Annotated in this window: 13 protein-coding genes; 2 read left to right on the top strand and 11 right to left on the bottom strand. The window is 61.3% G+C overall.

The window, feature by feature from the left end; all coding sequences use genetic code 11:
• Positions 1 to 59 precede the first annotated feature (59 nt).
• From NDJ82_RS18650 to hutC, 5 genes are all read right to left on the bottom strand, one after another.
• Positions 60 to 1,025 carry an ABC transporter substrate-binding protein gene (locus NDJ82_RS18650; protein ID WP_250926044.1) on the bottom strand — a complete coding sequence of 322 codons (966 nt, stop codon included), beginning with the start codon at positions 1,023 to 1,025 and terminating at the stop codon, positions 60 to 62.
• Positions 1,026 to 1,093: 68 nt separating this feature from the next.
• Positions 1,094 to 2,539, bottom strand: a complete 1,446-nt coding sequence (locus tag NDJ82_RS18655) for a purine-cytosine permease family protein (protein WP_250926045.1) — start codon at positions 2,537 to 2,539, stop codon at positions 1,094 to 1,096.
• A gap of 80 nt (positions 2,540 to 2,619) precedes the next feature.
• The gene (gene hutU, locus NDJ82_RS18660; protein WP_250926046.1) at positions 2,620 to 4,305 is read right to left on the bottom strand and encodes a urocanate hydratase; all 1,686 of its coding nucleotides are present in this window, start codon (positions 4,303 to 4,305) and stop codon (positions 2,620 to 2,622) included.
• A 340-nt stretch (positions 4,306 to 4,645) separates the two neighbouring features.
• Complete coding sequence (locus NDJ82_RS18665) at positions 4,646 to 5,206, bottom strand: HutD/Ves family protein (protein ID WP_250926047.1); 561 nt, start codon at positions 5,204 to 5,206, stop codon at positions 4,646 to 4,648.
• Complete coding sequence (gene hutC, locus NDJ82_RS18670) at positions 5,203 to 5,913, bottom strand: histidine utilization transcriptional repressor HutC (protein WP_244653868.1); 711 nt, start codon at positions 5,911 to 5,913, stop codon at positions 5,203 to 5,205. The genes NDJ82_RS18665 and hutC overlap by 4 nt, the downstream gene beginning before the upstream one ends.
• A gap of 147 nt (positions 5,914 to 6,060) precedes the next feature.
• On the opposite strand from hutC, the gene NDJ82_RS18675 reads away from it, so the two are divergent.
• Complete coding sequence (locus NDJ82_RS18675; protein ID WP_250926048.1) at positions 6,061 to 7,425, top strand: formimidoylglutamate deiminase; 1,365 nt, start codon at positions 6,061 to 6,063, stop codon at positions 7,423 to 7,425.
• Between the two features lie 56 nt (positions 7,426 to 7,481).
• On the opposite strand, the gene NDJ82_RS18680 is transcribed toward NDJ82_RS18675, so the two are convergent.
• The 6 genes from NDJ82_RS18680 to NDJ82_RS18705 form a co-directional block, all read right to left on the bottom strand.
• The gene (locus NDJ82_RS18680; RefSeq protein ID WP_099583855.1) at positions 7,482 to 8,051 is read right to left on the bottom strand and encodes a lipocalin family protein; all 570 of its coding nucleotides are present in this window, start codon (positions 8,049 to 8,051) and stop codon (positions 7,482 to 7,484) included.
• Between the two features lie 30 nt (positions 8,052 to 8,081).
• The gene (locus NDJ82_RS18685) at positions 8,082 to 8,336 is read right to left on the bottom strand and encodes a hypothetical protein (RefSeq protein WP_099583856.1); all 255 of its coding nucleotides are present in this window, start codon (positions 8,334 to 8,336) and stop codon (positions 8,082 to 8,084) included.
• A 176-nt stretch (positions 8,337 to 8,512) separates the two neighbouring features.
• Entirely contained in the window at positions 8,513 to 9,523 is a 1,011-nt protein-coding gene (locus NDJ82_RS18690; RefSeq protein WP_003237460.1) for a class 1 fructose-bisphosphatase, read from the bottom strand.
• Positions 9,524 to 9,632: 109 nt separating this feature from the next.
• Positions 9,633 to 10,985 carry a DUF3999 domain-containing protein gene (locus NDJ82_RS18695; protein WP_250926051.1) on the bottom strand — a complete coding sequence of 451 codons (1,353 nt, stop codon included), beginning with the start codon at positions 10,983 to 10,985 and terminating at the stop codon, positions 9,633 to 9,635.
• Positions 10,985 to 14,497 carry a DUF2339 domain-containing protein gene (locus NDJ82_RS18700; RefSeq protein ID WP_250926049.1) on the bottom strand — a complete coding sequence of 1,171 codons (3,513 nt, stop codon included), beginning with the start codon at positions 14,495 to 14,497 and terminating at the stop codon, positions 10,985 to 10,987. Before NDJ82_RS18700 ends, NDJ82_RS18695 begins: the two co-directional genes overlap by 1 nt.
• 173 nt (positions 14,498 to 14,670) lie before the next feature.
• Positions 14,671 to 17,121, bottom strand: coding sequence for a glycogen/starch/alpha-glucan phosphorylase (locus NDJ82_RS18705; protein WP_099583858.1), 2,451 nt, complete (start codon positions 17,119 to 17,121; stop codon positions 14,671 to 14,673).
• A gap of 239 nt (positions 17,122 to 17,360) precedes the next feature.
• On the opposite strand from NDJ82_RS18705, the gene NDJ82_RS18710 reads away from it, so the two are divergent.
• Positions 17,361 to 17,795, top strand: a complete 435-nt coding sequence (locus NDJ82_RS18710; RefSeq protein WP_024072902.1) for a YkgJ family cysteine cluster protein — start codon at positions 17,361 to 17,363, stop codon at positions 17,793 to 17,795.
• Positions 17,796 to 17,996 lie beyond the last annotated feature (201 nt).

The raw sequence follows: 17,996 nt of genomic DNA on the forward strand, positions 1-17,996 counted from the left end.
ATCCAATGGGTTGTGGCCAGTCGCCCGGCCACCCCTGAGGGTAGCCGTGCACACTTGACCTACAAGGCCGCGTCGATTTTCTTGGCTGCGTCTTCGCTTACCCAGGCGTGCCAGACTTCAGGATGTTCCTTGAGGAAGATCTTCGCCAGTTTCGGCGACTCAATGCGCTCCTTGGCCATGCGCCCCAGGTTCTGGTTCAGCAGATCGATGGGCAGGTTGACCTTTTCCAGCACAGCCACCAGTTCCGGGGCTTGATCGTGGAAGGTCTTGGACAGGCCGACCTTGATGCTCACGCTTTTATCCACACCGGGTTTTTCTTCGAGCTTGACCAGGTCGACCTGGCCCATCAGCGGCGTCGGCGACCAGTAGTAGAACAGGATCGGCTCGCCGCGCTTGTAGCTCGACAGCACCGCCGCATCCAGCGCCGGGCCGGTGCCTGGGCGGAAGTTGGTGTAGGTGCTTTCCAGGCCGTAGCTTTTGAGCATTTCGCTGTTGTCCAGCTCACAGGTCCAGCCGGCCGGGCAGTTGTAGAAGCGGCCTTTGGACGGCTCTTCCTGGTCCTTGAACACCGAGGCGTACTTGGCCAGGTCGGCGATGTGCTTGAGGTCCGGCGCTTTGGCTTCCAGCTTGCGCTTGGCGTCACCTTCGATCACATAGCGCGGCACGTACCAACCCTCGATGGCACCCACTACAGGTGCGCCGACGCCGACGACTTTGCCGGCCTTCTCGGCCTTGTTCCAGACTTCGCTGCGGCCGACCCATTCTTCGGCAAACACTTGGATGTCGTTGCTGCTCAGGGCGTTTTCCATGGTGATGGAGTTGCCTGGCAGGCTGTCGGTTTTGCAGTCGTAGCCTTTTTCCAGGACGGTTTGCAGGATGTCGGTGAGCAACATGCCGCTTTCCCAGTTCAGGCCTGCGAATTTCACCGGTTTACCGGACTCGCACCAACCGGCCGCCTGGGCGCCAGCGCTGGCCAGCAAGCCTGCAGAGAACAACGTGGTCAGCAGGGTCTTATGCATTTTCATTGTGTGACGCTCCCAATCATGAAATGGATTACGGCAGTCAAAAGGCGTCCTGCCTTGTCCACGTCCCATCAGGCTTGTGCAGCCAGCCCGGTTGTTGTTGGTGTAGCGCCCTGCTCTACCGGCAGGATCAATTGATCGGGCACCGTGCCGTGCCATTTTTTCGCACACAGGTAATACAGCGCGGCGGGCAGTACCAGGCCGATGATCCAGGAGATATCCACACCCCCAAGGGCGCTCACCAGCGGGCCGGTGTAGAACTTGGTGGCGATAAATGGCATCTGCACCAGCACACCGAAGACATAGACGCTGATACCCAGTGGGTTCCAGCGCCCGTAGCGACCCTTTGGATCAGCCAGTGCTGGCACGTCATAGCGCTCGCGCGTGATGCAGTAGTAATCCACCAGGTTGATCGCGCTCCAGGGCGTAAAGAACGCCAGCAGGAACAGAATGAAAGACTTGAACGCACCGAGGAACGAATGCTGGCCGAGCAACGCGATCAGGGTCGCCGTACCGACGATGGCCACCACGAACACCAGACGCTGCAGACGCGTAACCTCCAGGCGACCGCGAAAGCCGCTGATGATAGTCGCGATGCACATGAAGCTGCCGTAGGAGTTCAGCGTGGAGATGGTGACCTTGCCGAACGCGATGCTGAAATACAGCAACGCAGCGGTAGCGCCACTGCCGCCCAGGCCGACGATGTACGCCACCTCGTGACCGGCGAATTGCCCGTTGGCCATGGCCGCGGCAAACACGCCGAGAATCATCGCCACCTGTGCGCCAATCACTGAACCTGCGCCGGCGGCAAGAAAGGTTTTCACCGAAGACGTGCTGCTCGGCAGATAGCGCGAGTAGTCCGCCACATACGGCCCGAACGCGATCTGCCAGGAGGCGGCGAGGGATACCGCGAGCAAGAAACTGCTCCAGCTGAAATGGCGGATTTCCAGCAACGCACCAATGTCAGCCTGGCCCATCAGGCGACTGAACAGGTAAACGAAGGCAATCACACCAATGACGCTGGCGACGCGCCCGATGAAGTGGATCACCCGATAACCCAGCACCGTGACCAGCACGATGACACTGGCGAAAAGCAGGATGCCGATGCTGTCGCTGACCCCGAACAACTGGCCCAGCGCCTGACCGGACAGAACGGTGCCGGTTGCGGTGAAACCCAGGTACATCAGGCACACCAACACGATCGGAATGGCCGCGCCATACACACCAAACTGCACGCGGCTGGAGATCATCTGCGGCAGGCCCAGTTTGGGCCCTTGCGCCGCATGCAACGCCATGACGCCACCGCCGATCAGTTGACCAATCAACAGACCGATCAACGACCAGAACACATCACCGCCCAGCACCACGGCCAAGGCCCCGGTAACGATGGCCGTGATTTGCAGGTTGGCACCCAGCCACAGGGTGAACTGGCTCAAGAGACGACCGTGTCTTTCCGCTTCCGGGATGTAGTCGATCGAACGTTTCTCGATCAACGGGGTGGTGTCGTTTGCAGCCATGTCGATTCAACCTCTGATGGATTGTTTTGGTGTGCAATACCGTTCAAATGTGGGAGGGGCTTGCCCCCTCCCACATGGGGTTATTTGATCATCGGGAGATTGAGGCCCTGCTCCTTGGCGCAGTCGATGGCGATCTGGTAACCGGCGTCTGCGTGACGCATCACGCCGGTGGCCGGGTCGTTGTGCAGCACGCGGGCAATCCGCTCGGCGGCTTCGTCGGTGCCGTCGCAGACGATCACCATGCCCGAATGCTGGGAGAAGCCCATGCCGACGCCACCACCGTGGTGCAGCGAGACCCAGGTCGCACCGCTGGCGGTGTTGAGCAAGGCATTGAGCAGCGGCCAGTCGGACACGGCGTCGGAACCGTCCTGCATGGATTCGGTTTCGCGGTTGGGACTTGCCACCGAGCCGGAGTCGAGGTGGTCACGGCCGATTACCACCGGCGCCGACAGCTCGCCGCTGCGCACCATTTCGTTGAAGGCCAGGCCGAGCTTGGCGCGCTGGCCCAGTCCGACCCAGCAGATACGCGCCGGCAGGCCCTGGAAGCTGATGCGTTCGCGGGCCATGTCCAGCCAGTTGTGCAGATGGGCGTCGTCCGGGATCAGCTCTTTGACCTTGGCGTCGGTCTTGTAGATGTCTTGCGGGTCGCCCGACAGCGCAGCCCAGCGGAACGGGCCGATGCCACGGCAGAACAGCGGGCGGATGTACGCCGGTACGAAACCTGGAAAGTCGAACGCATTTTCCACGCCTTCTTCCTGGGCCATCTGGCGGATGTTGTTGCCGTAGTCGAAAGTCGGGATGCCTTGCTTCTGGAACTCCAGCATGGCTTTGACGTGGGCGGCCATCGACTGCTTGGCGGCCTTGATCACGGCAGCCGGCTCGGTCTTGGCGCGGGCGCGGTATTCGTCCCAGGTCCAGCCAGCGGGCAGGTAGCCGTTGAGCGGGTCGTGGGCGCTGGTCTGGTCGGTGACCATGTCCGGGCGCACGCCGCGCTTGACCAGTTCAGGCAGAATTTCTGCCGCGTTACCCAGCAGGGCGATGGAAATCGCTTTGCCTTCCTGGGTGTACTTGGCGATACGGGCCAGGGCGTCGTCGAGGTCAGTGGCTTGCTCGTCGACATAACGGCTGGCCAGACGGAAATCGATGCTGACCTGCTGGCACTCTATGTTCAGCGAGCACGCGCCGGCCAGTGTTGCGGCCAGCGGCTGTGCGCCGCCCATGCCGCCGAGGCCGGCAGTCAGGACCCAACGGCCCTTGAGGTTACTGTCGTAATGTTGGCGACCGGCTTCGACGAAGGTTTCGTAGGTACCTTGGACGATGCCCTGGCTGCCAATGTAGATCCAGCTGCCGGCGGTCATCTGGCCGTACATGGCCAGGCCCTTGGCATCCAGTTCGTTGAAGTGTTCCCAACTGGCCCAGTGCGGCACCAGGTTGGAGTTGGCGATCAACACACGCGGGGCGTTGCTGTGGGTCTTGAACACGCCGACCGGCTTGCCGGATTGCACCAGCAGCGTTTCGTCGTCGTTCAGGTTCGTGAGGCTCTCGACGATCTGGTCGTAGCACTCCCAGTTACGCGCAGCACGGCCAATACCGCCGTATACCACCAGTTCTTTCGGGTTCTCGGCCACTTGCGGGTCGAGGTTGTTCATCAGCATGCGCAGCGGCGCTTCGGTCAGCCAGCTTTTGGCGGTGAGCGTGTTACCGCGGGCGGCGCGGATTTCGACGTCACGGTATTTTGTAGGCCTAGTTTTCGAAAAATCGGTCACTGCTGGACTCCTCGGCATGGTGCACGGACAGTGATGGTGCGAAGGAGAGTCTTACGCACACATCTTTACTTGTATGTACAAGCATATGCAATCGAGCGGCCAACTTGACGGGAGAGATGTTGAGATTTTTTTAGAAAGCGCGTGCAAGCCTTGGAAATTAAGGCTTCGGCGCGTGTTTAAATTTCTTGCAGGGGGCTTTGGCAGCGAGGGCGGTTTGTCACGAGAGCATGGTTTTGCGCCACGCTGGGGCATTCGGTAACAAATTGGTGCGAGGGTTGGAAACAGATTTATGAGCGACACAAAAACAAATGTGGGAGGGGGCTTGCCCCTCCCACCCTTTTTAACCGCGTGCGGTCAGTTCAATGATGCAACTGCGGCCACTGACCGAGATATCCAAAAGCCCAGCGTTACCGTCCACCTGCAGACAATCATGATGCCCGAGCTTCTCGCCCAGCACCCTCACCTCATCGGCAACACTGAACACCAACACCGTCTGCGCCGAACTGAAAAACCGCTGCACACCATCCACCCACTGCAGGCGGGCGTGGTAACGCTCCGGCGAATAGATCAGGTTGAAATCGCGAATCGGCCCAGTGATCAATCGGCACGACACCTGGCTGTCACCCTTGAACGCGAACGGTTGCAGCGGTAACAGGCCGCGCTGCTCTTCACCGTCCACCGTCAACACCATGCCCGCGCCCTTGATCACGGTGATCACGCGCTGGTAGCCGGCGAACGTCGAGAAGCCACCGGACTCGGCGATATCGGCAATCGACAGGCGCCAGCCGAAGCCATCCAGGCCGTCGCCGGCATCACGGGTGATTTCTTCGGTGCTGCCACCGCCGTTTTTCCACGGCATGCGGACGTAATCGGCGGCGCGCCAGACGGTGACTGCACTCATTTGCTGAATCGTCCTTCGAGGCTGTGACGGGAACCGGGGTGAATCAACCGTGCGGCAGTCACCGGCTGGCGACCGGACCAGGTACGGCGGCGAATCAACAAGCAAGGTTCATTGGGTTCGATCTGCAACAGCTGGCATTCGGCAGCGTCAGCCAGGATCGCTTCAACCACGTGCTCGCCCTCGGTCAGCGGTGCGACCTGGTTGAGGTAGGCGTAAGGCGTTTGCTGGGTGAAATCCTGTTGCAGGTATTCCGGCGCGACCAGGGCGTTGACGAAACGGTCCTCGATTTGCACGGGAATGTCGTTCTCGAAATGCACGATCAACGAGTGGAACACGCGCCCGCCTTCACGCATTTCCAGGGCGACGGCGCGCTCGGAACCGGCGGCCTCTTCGCCCAGGTGGATGACTTGGCAAGTGTGTCGATGACCGCGGGAGGCGATCTCATCGGCAATGTTGTGCACTTCAAACAGCGCCGACTGGCTCTTGGGCTCGGCGACGAAGGTGCCGACGCCCTGCATGCGCACCAGCAAACCTTCTGCAGTCAGCTCGCGCAGGGCGCGGTTGATGGTCATGCGGCTGAAGCCCAGTTGGCTGACCAGTTCGCTCTCCGACGGCACGCGGTAATGGGGTGGCCAGTTGCCGTTGAGGATCTGCTGGCTGATCATCTGTTTGACGCGGGCATACAAGGGCGCCGGACTTTCGTCCATGTGGGCAGCCAGCGAAGACTTGGCGGGCGGAGTCGGCACAGGGAATCCTTGCAGGGGGAAAAGATGCATAGATTGCCGGAGTTTACCGAGCAGGCAAACGTCTGTATATGTATATACAAATAAACACACGACCGGAGTGCTCTGAACATGTCCGCTTTTTTTGCCGAACGCGCACTGCTGCCTAATGGATGGGCCAACGATGTACGTCTTGAAGTCGGCGCCGATGGCCTGCTGACACAGGTGGTGGCCAATGCCAATGCAGAGGGTGCCGAACGGCTGAAAGGCCCGGTGTTGGCGGGCATGCCCAACCTGCACTCCCATGCATTCCAACGCGCCATGGCGGGTTTGGCCGAAGTGGCCGGCAACCCGAACGATAGCTTCTGGACCTGGCGTGAGCTGATGTACCGCATGGTTGGCAAGATCAGCCCGGAGCAACTGCGCGTCATCGCACGCCAGCTGTATATCGAGATGCTCAAGGCCGGCTACACCTCGGTGGCCGAATTTCACTATGTGCATCACGCTGTCAGCGGCCAGCCTTATGCCGACCCCACGGAGTTGTCGCGGCAGATCAGCCTTGCGGCGGCCAGCAGCGGGATCGGCCTGACGCTGTTGCCGGTGCTTTACACCCACTCCGGTTTCGGCGGACAGGCGCCGAATGAAGGCCAGCGGCGCTTTATCAACAGCACCGAAAACTATCTGGACCTGCAAGCGCGCCTCAGCCCCATACTGGCGACGCAGCCGGCGCAGCAACTGGGCCTGTGCTTCCACTCACTGCGCGCCGTGACGCCGCAACAAATCAATCAAGTATTGGCCGCCAGCGACAAGGCCTGCCCGATCCATATCCACATCGCCGAACAGCAAAAGGAAGTCGACGACTGCCTGGCCTGGAGCGGCAAGCGTCCGCTGCAATGGCTGTATGACAATGTCGACGTGGATGAGCGCTGGTGCCTGGTGCACGCCACTCACGCGGATGCGCAGGAGGTCACGCGCATGGCGGAAAGCCGGGCAATTGCCGGCCTGTGCCTGACTACCGAAGCCAACCTGGGCGACGGGATTTTCCCGGCAGTGGATTTCCTCGCCCAAGGCGGGCGCATGGGCATTGGCTCCGACAGCCATGTGTCACTGAGCGTGGTGGAAGAACTGCGCTGGCTGGAATACGGGCAGCGCCTGCGCGATCAACGGCGTAACCGCTTGTATCGCAATGACCAGCCGATGGTTGGCCGTACGCTGTTCGATGCGGCGCTGGACGGTGGCGCCCAGGCGCTTGGGCAGCCGATTGGTCGGTTGGAAATGGGTAAGCGTGCGGATTGGATTGTGCTCGACGGCACTGATCCATACCTGGCCACGGCCAGCGAGGACGGCATTCTCAATCGCTGGTTGTTTGCCGGCGGTGATCGGCAGGTGCGGGATGTGTTGGTGAACGGTAAGTGGGTGGTGCGGGATGGGCATCATGCTGGCGAGGAAGAAAGCAGCCGGGCGTTTACGCAGGTCTTAAGGGATCTGCTCGGTTAAAAAATGTGGGAGGGGGGCAAGCCTCCTCCCACATTTCTAACAGTGGCGATCCTGGGTTACTGCGAAGTCTTCGCCATCTGCTTGTCCGACGTCCGGTAGATCAACCGCGTGGTGTCATACCCCTGCTGTCGCGCCCTGCTCAGCAGGTCTTCGCGGGTGTCAGCGCTGACCGTTGGCGTGCGCGACAGGATCCACATATAGCGCCGGCTCGGGCTGCCGACAATGGCGGTCTTGTAGTCATCGCTGACGTACAGCACCCAGTAATCGCCCTTGGCGACGCCCGGAAGCAGTGACGTGAACCAGTTGTTGAATTCCACCCAGAGCTTGTCAGTCTTGCCAGCTACTTGCGGCGTGGCTGTGCCCTTGGCTTCTTCCCACTTCCAATCGGTGGTCAGGCAGCGGTTGAACACCGACATGTCGCCATCGGGCAGCAAGCTGTAGCGGGCTTCGGACTGCGCACAGTTGCGCTGAAAGTACATCGGCAATCGGGCCAACTCATACCAGGTGCCCTGGTAACGCTTGAGGTTGACGCTGCCGGCGGTCTTGGGTTGCAGATCATCGCCAGAATGGCTGGCACAGCCCGCCAAAAACAGGCTGGCACAAAGGCACAAAACAAAACGCATCATTCTTCTTCTCCCGCAGGCTCTCGCCCCGGTTTACTTCAGGCCTTGCCCGGAAAACATCAGAACTTTGTCACCGGCATATTGAACGCTGATAAAGCTGGTTTTATCGCCCCAGGTGCAGCTGGACATGCCCAGTGCGCCGGAACAATCGGTCGGTTTGCCCAACAACGATTCCACATCGGCCTTGGCCATGCCGGCCGACAACTTCGCGTAATTTTCCTGGTTGACCTTGCTGCAAGCGGCCAATAGCACGCAAAAAGCCAGCAAAGCGAGACGGCGTAACGACATGGAATAACTCCTGGAGGGACAAGGCAGCGTGGGTATCTGCCAGAAGCTTAGAAGGGAAAACAGGTGTCTGGTTCCCGACGAGCAAAAACAAAAAAGCCCCGAAAACGCTGAAACGTTTCGGGGCTTCTTTAAGGGTGAACCGGCTCACAACAACGCCGATCACTTATCGCCGCAGCTTACTTCTTGTGATAAGCCGTGACGCGCTCAACTTCTTCCTTCGAACCCAGGAACACCGCCACACGCTGGTGCAGGCCTTCCGGCTGGATGTCGAGGATACGCTGGTGGCCGTCGGTGGACGCGCCGCCCGCTTGTTCAACCAGGAACGACATCGGGTTGGCTTCGTACATCAAGCGCAGTTTGCCCGGCTTGGATGGCTCGCGGCTGTCACGTGGGTACATGAACAAGCCACCACGGGTCAGGATACGGTGCACGTCGGCAACCATCGCGGCAACCCAGCGCATGTTGAAGTTTTTCTTCAACGGGCCTTCTTCACCGGCCATCAACTCGCCCACGTAGCGGGTCACCGGCTCTTCCCAGTGACGCTGGTTGGACATGTTGATCGCGAATTCCTGGGTCGATGCAGGAATGGTGATGTCTTCGTGGGTCAGTACGAAGCTGCCCATTTCGCGGTCCAGGGTGAAACCCTTGACGCCGTCGCCCAGGGTCAGCACCAGCATGGTCTGCGGGCCGTAGATCGCGTAACCGGCAGCGACCTGCTCGGTACCTGGCTGCAGGAAGGCCTTTTCGTTCAGGGCTTCGTTCTGGCTCAGGTATTCGTTCGGGCAACGCAGCACGGAGAAGATGGTGCCGACGGGTGCGTTGATGTCGATGTTGGACGAACCGTCCAGTGGGTCGAACACCAGCAGGTAGGCGCCTTTCGGGTACTTACCCGGGATCTGGTAGGCATTGTCCATTTCTTCGGACGCCATGCCGGCCAGGTGACCGCCCCACTCGTTGGCTTCGAGCAGGATCTCGTTGGAGATCACGTCGAGCTTCTTCTGCACTTCGCCCTGCACGTTTTCAGTGCCCATGCTGCCCAGAACACCACCCAGTGCGCCTTTGGACACGGCATGGCTGATTTCCTTGCAAGCACGCGCAACCACTTCGATAAGGAAGCGCAGATCGGCAGGCGTGTTGTTGCTGCGGGTCTGCTCAATCAAATAGCGACTCAAGGTAACGCGGGACATGTAAGGCTCCGGAGAATGGGGGGCTTGAAAACCCGCGCAGTTTAACGCGAGTCGGGGCGTATTTCCTCCTATCAGAGGATTTAAACCCAATAGAGTTCATGGACTTTATTTAACGTGCCGCCGGTGGCTTGCGCAGCAAACTGTAGGCCATGGCACCGAGTGCCGCCACGCCGAGCAGCAAGACCGCCCAGAGTCCGAGTTTTTTCCAGTTCGGCCCGTCGTCGACAGCCGCTACCACCGCCGGCGACGCGACCGTCATTTCCCCGGCGACCTTGGCCTGCCCCAACCTGTCGAGGCGCTCGGCGTTGTAATCGGGGATCAGGGTCGACAGCGGCAAGTTTGCGGCCTTAACCGACGCATTGCCCAACGCCAGGCTGAACGGCGGCTCACCCCGTGCCAGGAACACCAACTGCGTAGCGCGCACCGCAAAGCCCAGCGCCGGGGCATCCACCCCCAACCCGCCACCGCGCTCGTCCACCTGCAATTTGAGTTCAGTCACGACCTGGCCCGGCAACTGCAATTCATCCTGCACCACGTCCTGGCCGTTTTGCGTCAGGCGGTACAGCAAGCCATTGCTCAGCGGCTGCCACGTTTGTTTGGCATCGCTCCGTCCCGACAAGGTCACCGGTGCCAGCGTGTTGGGCTGCTTCAGCTCGATGCGCAGGCGCTCGACACTCAGCCCCGTCGGCAACTGCCAGCTGTACTCCCCGGCCTTGAGTCGCGTGCCCGCCACTGGCTGCGACCACACCAACGGCATTGGCAGACTGCTGCGCGTAGCGCTCACCAGTTTGGCCGACGTCAGCAGCGGCGCCGCCTGCCCCTTCCACACCAGGCGCAGGTAGCGCGCCGGGCGCCCTGGCAGGCTGACGTCATGCTGCTCCACCCGTTCGTCGGCGAACGACAAGCGCGCCACTTGCCCCTCGCCCCAAGGCTCCCAACGTTGCAAATCATCGCTGGCTTCAATGCTGAAACGCTGGAAGCCCTCTTGCTCGCGGCTCCAGTCCAGGCTCAGTTGCTGCAACGGCGCCTTGATCGCACTGGCGTCCAGCACCCAGCCGCGCAACACCTGCTTGCCGGGTTTGGCGGCGGATGAAGGTTTGATTTCCACCAGGGTGCCTTCGCTGGTGGTTTTCATCACCACGCCGGGCAGGGTTTCCTGAGTGTCGGCGGCGTACAGCGGAAACCACTTCACATCGGCGACGTTGCGACTTTCGGTGCGCTGGGAAGATTGACGCGACAGCGCATACGCCTGGGGCTCACCGGCGGCATTAAACACGCGCACGTCACTGAGGTCGGCCTGGCGTGCGTTGAGTTGCACAGCCAGCGGCAATTCAAGGCGATACCAGGGGCCGTTGCCGCTGACGCTCAGCGGCACACGGTGGGTGAAATCAGCCGGACCTTCCTGGGCCGATGCCACCAACGCCGCACACATGCCCACCACGGCCACGCTCAACTTACCGATCAAGAGGATGCTCCTTCAGTTTCGATCACAGGTTCGGCCCGCTTGGGCGGCAGCGGCGCGAAATAACCCACCACCAGCAACAGCCCACCCACGCCGATAAACGACACGATCCGCGCCAGCCCGCCACGGTTGCTCAGTTCAATAAAGAACAGTTTGGCCACCACCACCGCAATCAACGCCGCGCCGATCAACCACACTTCGCGACGATGGCGCAGATGGCCGCCGATCATCAGGCCGAGCGCGATCAAGGTCCACACAATCGACAAGCCGGCTTGCACCAGCATCGACTCCAGCAATGCATCCAGCTGGAACGGCACGCCACCCCAGTGATGCGCGGTGCGCATGACCAGCGCCGTGAAGAACGCAAACAGCGAGAGGCCCGCGACACCCTGGGCGACCGACTCGGCACGCGGCCCGCGTTGCGGCGCCACGCTTCGGGACCACAGGTAAATACCCAGCAGCGCGAACAGCAGGCCCAGGTCCAGCGGGTTGAGCAGTGGCACATAAGGCAACGGATTGGCGGTGCCATCGCTGAAGGTATTCGCCAGCCAGAACCAGCCGAGCATCAGCACGGCCAATGGCAACGCGGCCAGGACTCGGTACTCCCTCGGGTACGCCGACACCGGCCACGGCCAGGTGCGCGGCGCCGCAGCCAGCACCAGGTACAGGCTTGGCAGGATCGCCCAGCCCAACCAGCGCCAGGCGTTGTATTCGGCCGACAGCCGCAACAGTCCATAGCGCAACTCCAACGCCAGCACGCCGATCAACATCCAGCAGCCGAGAACGTGGGCAATACTCAGCATCCTGGCCGCAACCACAGGCGCCAAACGGCGTAGCGAGATGAAATGCACCACGAATACCGCCAACCAGGCCAGCCAGCCGTACTGTGCCGCCGGGTGATAGTAAGCGTGGGCAGACACCAGCAACGCCACGCCCGCCGCTGGCATCAGCAAGGTGCACAGCACACCCAGGGATGCCCAGCGCAGTCGCGCCGCGAGCAGCGCCCAAATCGCCACGCTCAACGCCGCAAGACCCAGCAGGAAAGCCCCCAGCAACTCCTGCGCAACAAAGCGCAAGACTTCGCCGCCCAGCGCCAGTGTCCACCACGCCGCCCCCCACACCAGCAACAGGTCGGACAAGCGTTGCAGCTTCAGCACCGCGAACACCGGCGCATGGGGTTCACGTTGCAAGCGCCACGCGCCGATCAAGGCGGCCAGTCCCAACACCATCGGCGTCCAGAAACCACTGTGCGCCATCGGGCTCAAGCCTTCGCCGGTCAACGGTCCGAGCAATTGCGGCACCGCCAGCAGGAACGAACCACCACCGACCAATTGCAGCAGCAACCCGAACACAAAACTGACACGCTGTTGCAAGTACAGGCTCAGCCAGATGATCAACAACCCACTGGCCGCCCAGACGCCGCTGGCGCTTTCCCATGGCAGCACAAACAGCACCGCCAGATTGATCAGCACCAGACCGGCGAGCAGCACCACCGATAACCCACGTAACAGCCGCGCATCGCTGCGCACCATTTCGTCGCGTGCCGCGAGCAGCATGCCGCCAATCAAGGCCAGGCCGATCAGTGAGGCCGTGAGCAAACCACTCCAGCCCGCATTGAATACCGCCGCGCCCTCCCCGCCCTGCAAGCGCAGCAGGAACAACGCGCCGCCCAGCAATTGCACCGCGAACGCAGTGAACAGGAAGGTACGCGAACCGATGCGCAGGCCAATAAACAGGGTCGCCAGACCGGCAATGGCCCAACTGATCGCGGTACCTTGGGTCAGCAACAACAACGGCGCCAGCAGGTACAAAAAGCTCAGGCCCAGGCACGCCAACACCGGCTGGCCTTTGCGCTCCCAGCCTGCCGCCTGTTCTGCCGATGCCTTGCGCAACTGAGCGAAGCTGAACAGCAACGCTGCGCCAAGCAACAGCGCACCCAGCGGCGCACCGGTAAGCAGGCTGTGTTCGCCAATGCGCAGCTCGCTGAGGAAGGCCAGCGCCGAGCCTAATTGCAGCAACAAGCCAAACGCCCGCGCCAACGGCCGCTGCTGGCGCAAACCGAGCCAGAAAATCCCGGCGCCTTCCACGGCCCACGCCGCAGCCGTCCAACGCGCATCAAGCCCCAGCGGAATCGCCAGGCTGGCAAAGATCACGCCCAGGGCCAGGCAGGTTTCCGCCAGCAGCAACGCGCGCCCGCCACTGAGCAACCGCGCCAGGCCCATGTAAATGATGCCCAGGCCCAACGCGCTGAAGGCCGCAGCGAATTCCAGGTGCTGCACCAAGGCGAACTGCAAGCCAAAGCCCACCAGCGGCGGGCCAAACAGCATGCTGCCGTCAACGTAATCACCTTTGGCGGCCGACCAGCGCAACAACGCATCCCGGCCCTCGGGCGCGTCGCCCATCTCCAGCAATTTGCGGCGGGCGAACAACAGGCCGATGGCCAGGTACATCAGGAAGAACAGGATCAGGAACGGTTCGGTACTCCACAACAGTTCCGGTGTGTAGGAACGCATGCCCCAGGCGAAGCCGATGCCGAAGGTGCCGACAAAACCGATCAGGTTGAGCAAGCGCCAGGCCTTGAACCAGGCGATGGCGAGGATGCCGGTGTTGAGCAAGGCAAAATAGCTGAACAGCGCGACATGGTTGCCAGCGCCGGTGGACGTGAGGATCGGTGCCGCAAAACCGCCGAGGGCTGCCGCGCAGGCCAGGCCCAAGGCGTCCTGGGTAATCGCCAGGATTGCCGAGAACACCGTGACTGCCACCAACAGCCCCAACGCCGCGCTCGGGTCGATCAGCGGGTGCAGGCGCATCGCGGCAAACACGGTCAGGTACAGCACCGCGATGCCGGTGCCTTGCAGCATCAGCCCGTAATTGCTGTTGCGCAATCTCAGCCACCAGCCCAGGCCCAGCAGGCCGACAGCGGCGCCAGCCACACCGGCGTAACGCAGCTCGATCGGCACCACCATGCCTTCGGTGGCGTAGCGCAGCAGGAAGGCCAGGCCGAGGAACAACAGCACCACGCCGACACGCAGCACGGTGTTGCCGCCAAACAACCAATTGCGTGCGCCAGCGATGGCGCGCTCGATCAAGTTGGGGCCGCGAGGGATAGCAGATTCTTTAGGTTGTGGGGTTGGAGCGGGCGCCCACACGTCAGCCGGCAGAGGCTGGCTCGGTTCGGCGACGATGGCGACAGGCGCCAATTCCGCCGGCAGTTCCCAAACAAGTTCGGGCGCCTTGGCGACGGGTGTCGGCTCAGAGATGGAGGGCTCGACAATCACAGGGCTGGTCGGCGCGGGCACTTCCAGTTGCCGCAGGCGATCACCCAGAGCGATCAACGCCTTCTGCGTGGTTTCCAGCTGACGCGCTTGCTGATCCGCTTGAGTCGCAAGCTTCGACAGACGAATCGCCTGGCCAATGCCCAACCCCAGCAGTGCGCCGATGCCTGCGTCATAGAACGACTCATCGAGCGTCCAGCCGAGCACCAGGCCAATCAGCATGAAAATCCATTGCATGGTCGATATTCCCTAAGCAAACCGGCGCTCAGTATATCGACGCGGACCTAATGTGGGAGGGGGACTTGCCCCCGATAGCGGTGTGCCAGTCGACATATTTAGCAACTGATGGTGCGCCATCGGGGGCAAGTCGAATCGTCGCACCGCCCCTCCCACATTTAGAACAACGGGGCTTAGTCGAGTGCCTTCCAGATTTCGGTCGCGTACTCCCTGATGGTACGGTCCGAAGAGAACCAACCCATCCGCGCCGTATTGAGCACCGCCGAACGCCACCACGCCTTGGAATCATGCCAATGCGCTTCGACCCGTGCCTGGGCGTCCCAGTAGGAATCGAAGTCGGCACACACCAGGAAGCGGTCGTAGTCGATCAGCCCGTCGATCAAGCCCACATAGCGGCCCGGATCATCCGGCGAGAACACCCCGCCACGGATCGCTTGCAGCACATCGTTGAGGCGATGGGACGCGGCGATGTCCAGCCCGGCGTTGAACTCACCCGCCTGCTTGCGCGCTTCCACCTGCTGCGCGCTGAGGCCGAAGATAAACATGTGGTCGGCGCCCACGCGCTCGTGCATTTCCACGTTGGCGCCGTCCATGGTGCCGATGGTCAGCGCGCCGTTGAGGCCGAACTTCATGTTGCTGGTGCCCGACGCTTCAAAGCCGGCCGTGGAGATCTGCTCCGACAAGTCCGCCGCCGGAATGATGCTTTCGGCCAGGCTGACGTTGTAGTTGGGCAGGAACACCACTTTGAGCAAACCGCGCACAGTCGGGTCATTGTTGACGGTGCGGGCGATGTCGTTGGTCAACTTGATGATCAATTTGGCCTGGTGATAACTGGCCGCCGCCTTGCCCGAGAAGATCTTCACGCGCGGCACCCAGTCGGTGCCCGGCTCGGCACGGATCGCCTGGTACAGCGCCACGGTGTGCAGCAGGTTGAGCAGTTGGCGTTTGTATTCGTGGATCCGTTTGACCTGCACGTCGAACATCGCAGCCGGATTCACCGAGATGCCCAGGCGCTCGTGGATGATCTCGGCCAGTGCACGCTTACTGTGCAAGCGCTGGTCGGCGAAGGCTTTGCGGAAGGTCTGTTTCTCGGCGAAGGTTTCCAACTCGCCCAGACGGGTTTCCATGGTGTCGAGAATGTCCGGCCCCAGGGCTTCCACCAGCATCTGGGTGAGCTTGGGGTTGGCTTGGTACAGCCAGCGGCGGAAGGTAATGCCGTTGGTTTTGTTGTTGATACGGTCCGGGTAAAGCTTGTGCAGTTCGGAGAACACCGTGCTGCGCATCAGTTGGGTGTGCAAACCCGACACGCCGTTGACGCTGTGGGAGCCGAGGAACGCCAGGTTACCCATGCGCACGCGGCGGCCGTTGTCTTCTTCGATCAGCGACACGGCGCGCAGCACGTCAAAGTCGTGGATGCCTTTGGCGCGCAGCGAGTCGATGTGCTGGGCGTTGATCAGGTAGATGATCTGCATGTGCCGGGGCAGCATGCGTTCCATCAGCCCTACAGGCCAGGTTTCTAAAGCCTCGGGCAACAAGGTGTGGTTGGTGTAGGACAAGGTTTCGACCGTGACCTGCCAAGCGGCGTCCCAGGCGATGTCGTGCAAGTCCACCAGTTGACGCATCAACTCGGCCACGGCAATGGACGGGTGGGTGTCGTTGAGCTGGATGGCGGCGTGTTCGCCCAGGCTCAGTACCGAGCCGTGCATGTTCTTGTGGCGGCGCAGCAGGTCTTGCAGGGAAGCGGAGACGAAGAAGTATTCCTGGCGCAGGCGCAGTTCCTGCCCTGCTTCGGTGCTGTCAGCCGGGTAAAGCACCCGGGAGATGCTTTCGGCACGGGCCACTTCGGCGACGGCGCCCAGGTGGTCACCGGCGTTGAAGCGCTCCAGATGCAGGTCTTCCACCGCCCGTGCACGCCACAGGCGCAGGGTGTTGACGCTGGCACCGCGCCAACCGACCACCGGCGTGTCGTAGGCCACGGCGCGCACGGTTTCGTTGGGCGTCCACACCTGGATCAGCTTGCCGGCGGCGTCCGGCAGGGTTTCCACGCTGCCGCCAAAGCCGATCGGGTAGATCACCTCGGCGCGCTCGAACTCCCACGGGTTGCCGAAATCCAGCCAACGTTCGGTCTGCTCCTGCTGCCAACCATCGACAATCGCCTGGCGGAACAGGCCGTGTTCATAGCGGATGCCATAACCGTGGCCGGCAATGCCCAGGGTCGACATGCTTTCCATAAAGCAGGCGGCCAGGCGGCCCAGGCCACCGTTGCCAAGCGCCGCGTCGGGCTCCAGCAGGCGGATGCGCTCAAGGTCGACGCCCAGCTCGCTGAGCGCCTCGCGGGCAATCTCCAGCACACCGAGGTTGCTCAGGCTGTCGTAGAGCAAACGGCCGATGAGGAATTCAAGGGACAGGTAATACACCCGTTTCTGACCTTTGCGGTAGATACGCCGCGTGTGGTCCATCCAGTGGTCGACCATCTGGTCGCGTGCGGCCAGGGCAATGGCTTCGAACCAATCGTGGTCGAAGGCGTGATCCGGGTCCTTGCCCACCGCGTAGGTGAGTTTGGTCAAGACGGCATCGCGAAATGCGGCTACCTCTGCTTCTCGTGCAAGTGGTTCCTGAGACATCAAATGCGACCTCGGGCGAGATAGAAGGAGTTGCTAGAGCCTAGACGGTCTGACAGACGGTGACTGCTCTGGTTCGGCACTTTTTTAACGCATTTACCTTTGCAGGGTTTTGATGCATTGGCCGTGCCTGCTTTCGCCCAACGCACCGTTGGGGATGAAATACGCAAAATATTGTTCAAAAAACCACCAATCCCGGTATGATCCCGCGCCCGGATACAGCCCCACCTTTTGGAACCTTGATGAAGCCTCAACTGATCGCCGCCGCGGAACTAGACCGTCTTGAGACCTGGCAGAAATATTCCGCCCACATGTGCGGCGGTTGCGTGTCCAGCTGCTGCACGCTGCCGGTCGAAGTGAAGATCAAGGACCTGATCCGCATTGGCATCGTCGATGAGTTCGAACGCGGCGATCCGCCGAAGAACATCGCCAAGCGGTTGCAAAAGGAAGGCATCGTCGAACGCTACAACAACAAATCCGAGATTTTTACCCTGCAGCGCATGAGCAACAACGACTGCCTGTATCTGGATCGTAAGACGCGCTTCTGCACTATTTATGACAAGCGCCCGGATACCTGCCGCAATCACCCGAAGATCGGGCCGCGTCCGGGGTATTGCGCGTATAAGCCGAAAGAAGTGGTGCGCGAGACCAAGTTCAAGACCCTCGACAAGTTCTGATCCAAGATTTGTGGAGCTTCCTAGGGCCTCATCGGGGGCAAGCTGAACTGGCCTAATGATTTTGGACACTTCATTCGGGCGCTATGATAGCGCCCAAATTTGAGGTGTTTGGATATGCGTAAATCTTATTCGAGTGAGTTCAAGCTCAAGGCCGCCAGCATGGTGTTGGATGAAGGTCAGCCAGTTACCGAAGTCTGTGCC

The organism is Pseudomonas sp. SR18 (assembly GCF_023701505.1).
Taxonomy (GTDB): domain Bacteria; phylum Pseudomonadota; class Gammaproteobacteria; order Pseudomonadales; family Pseudomonadaceae; genus Aquipseudomonas; species Aquipseudomonas cyclaminis.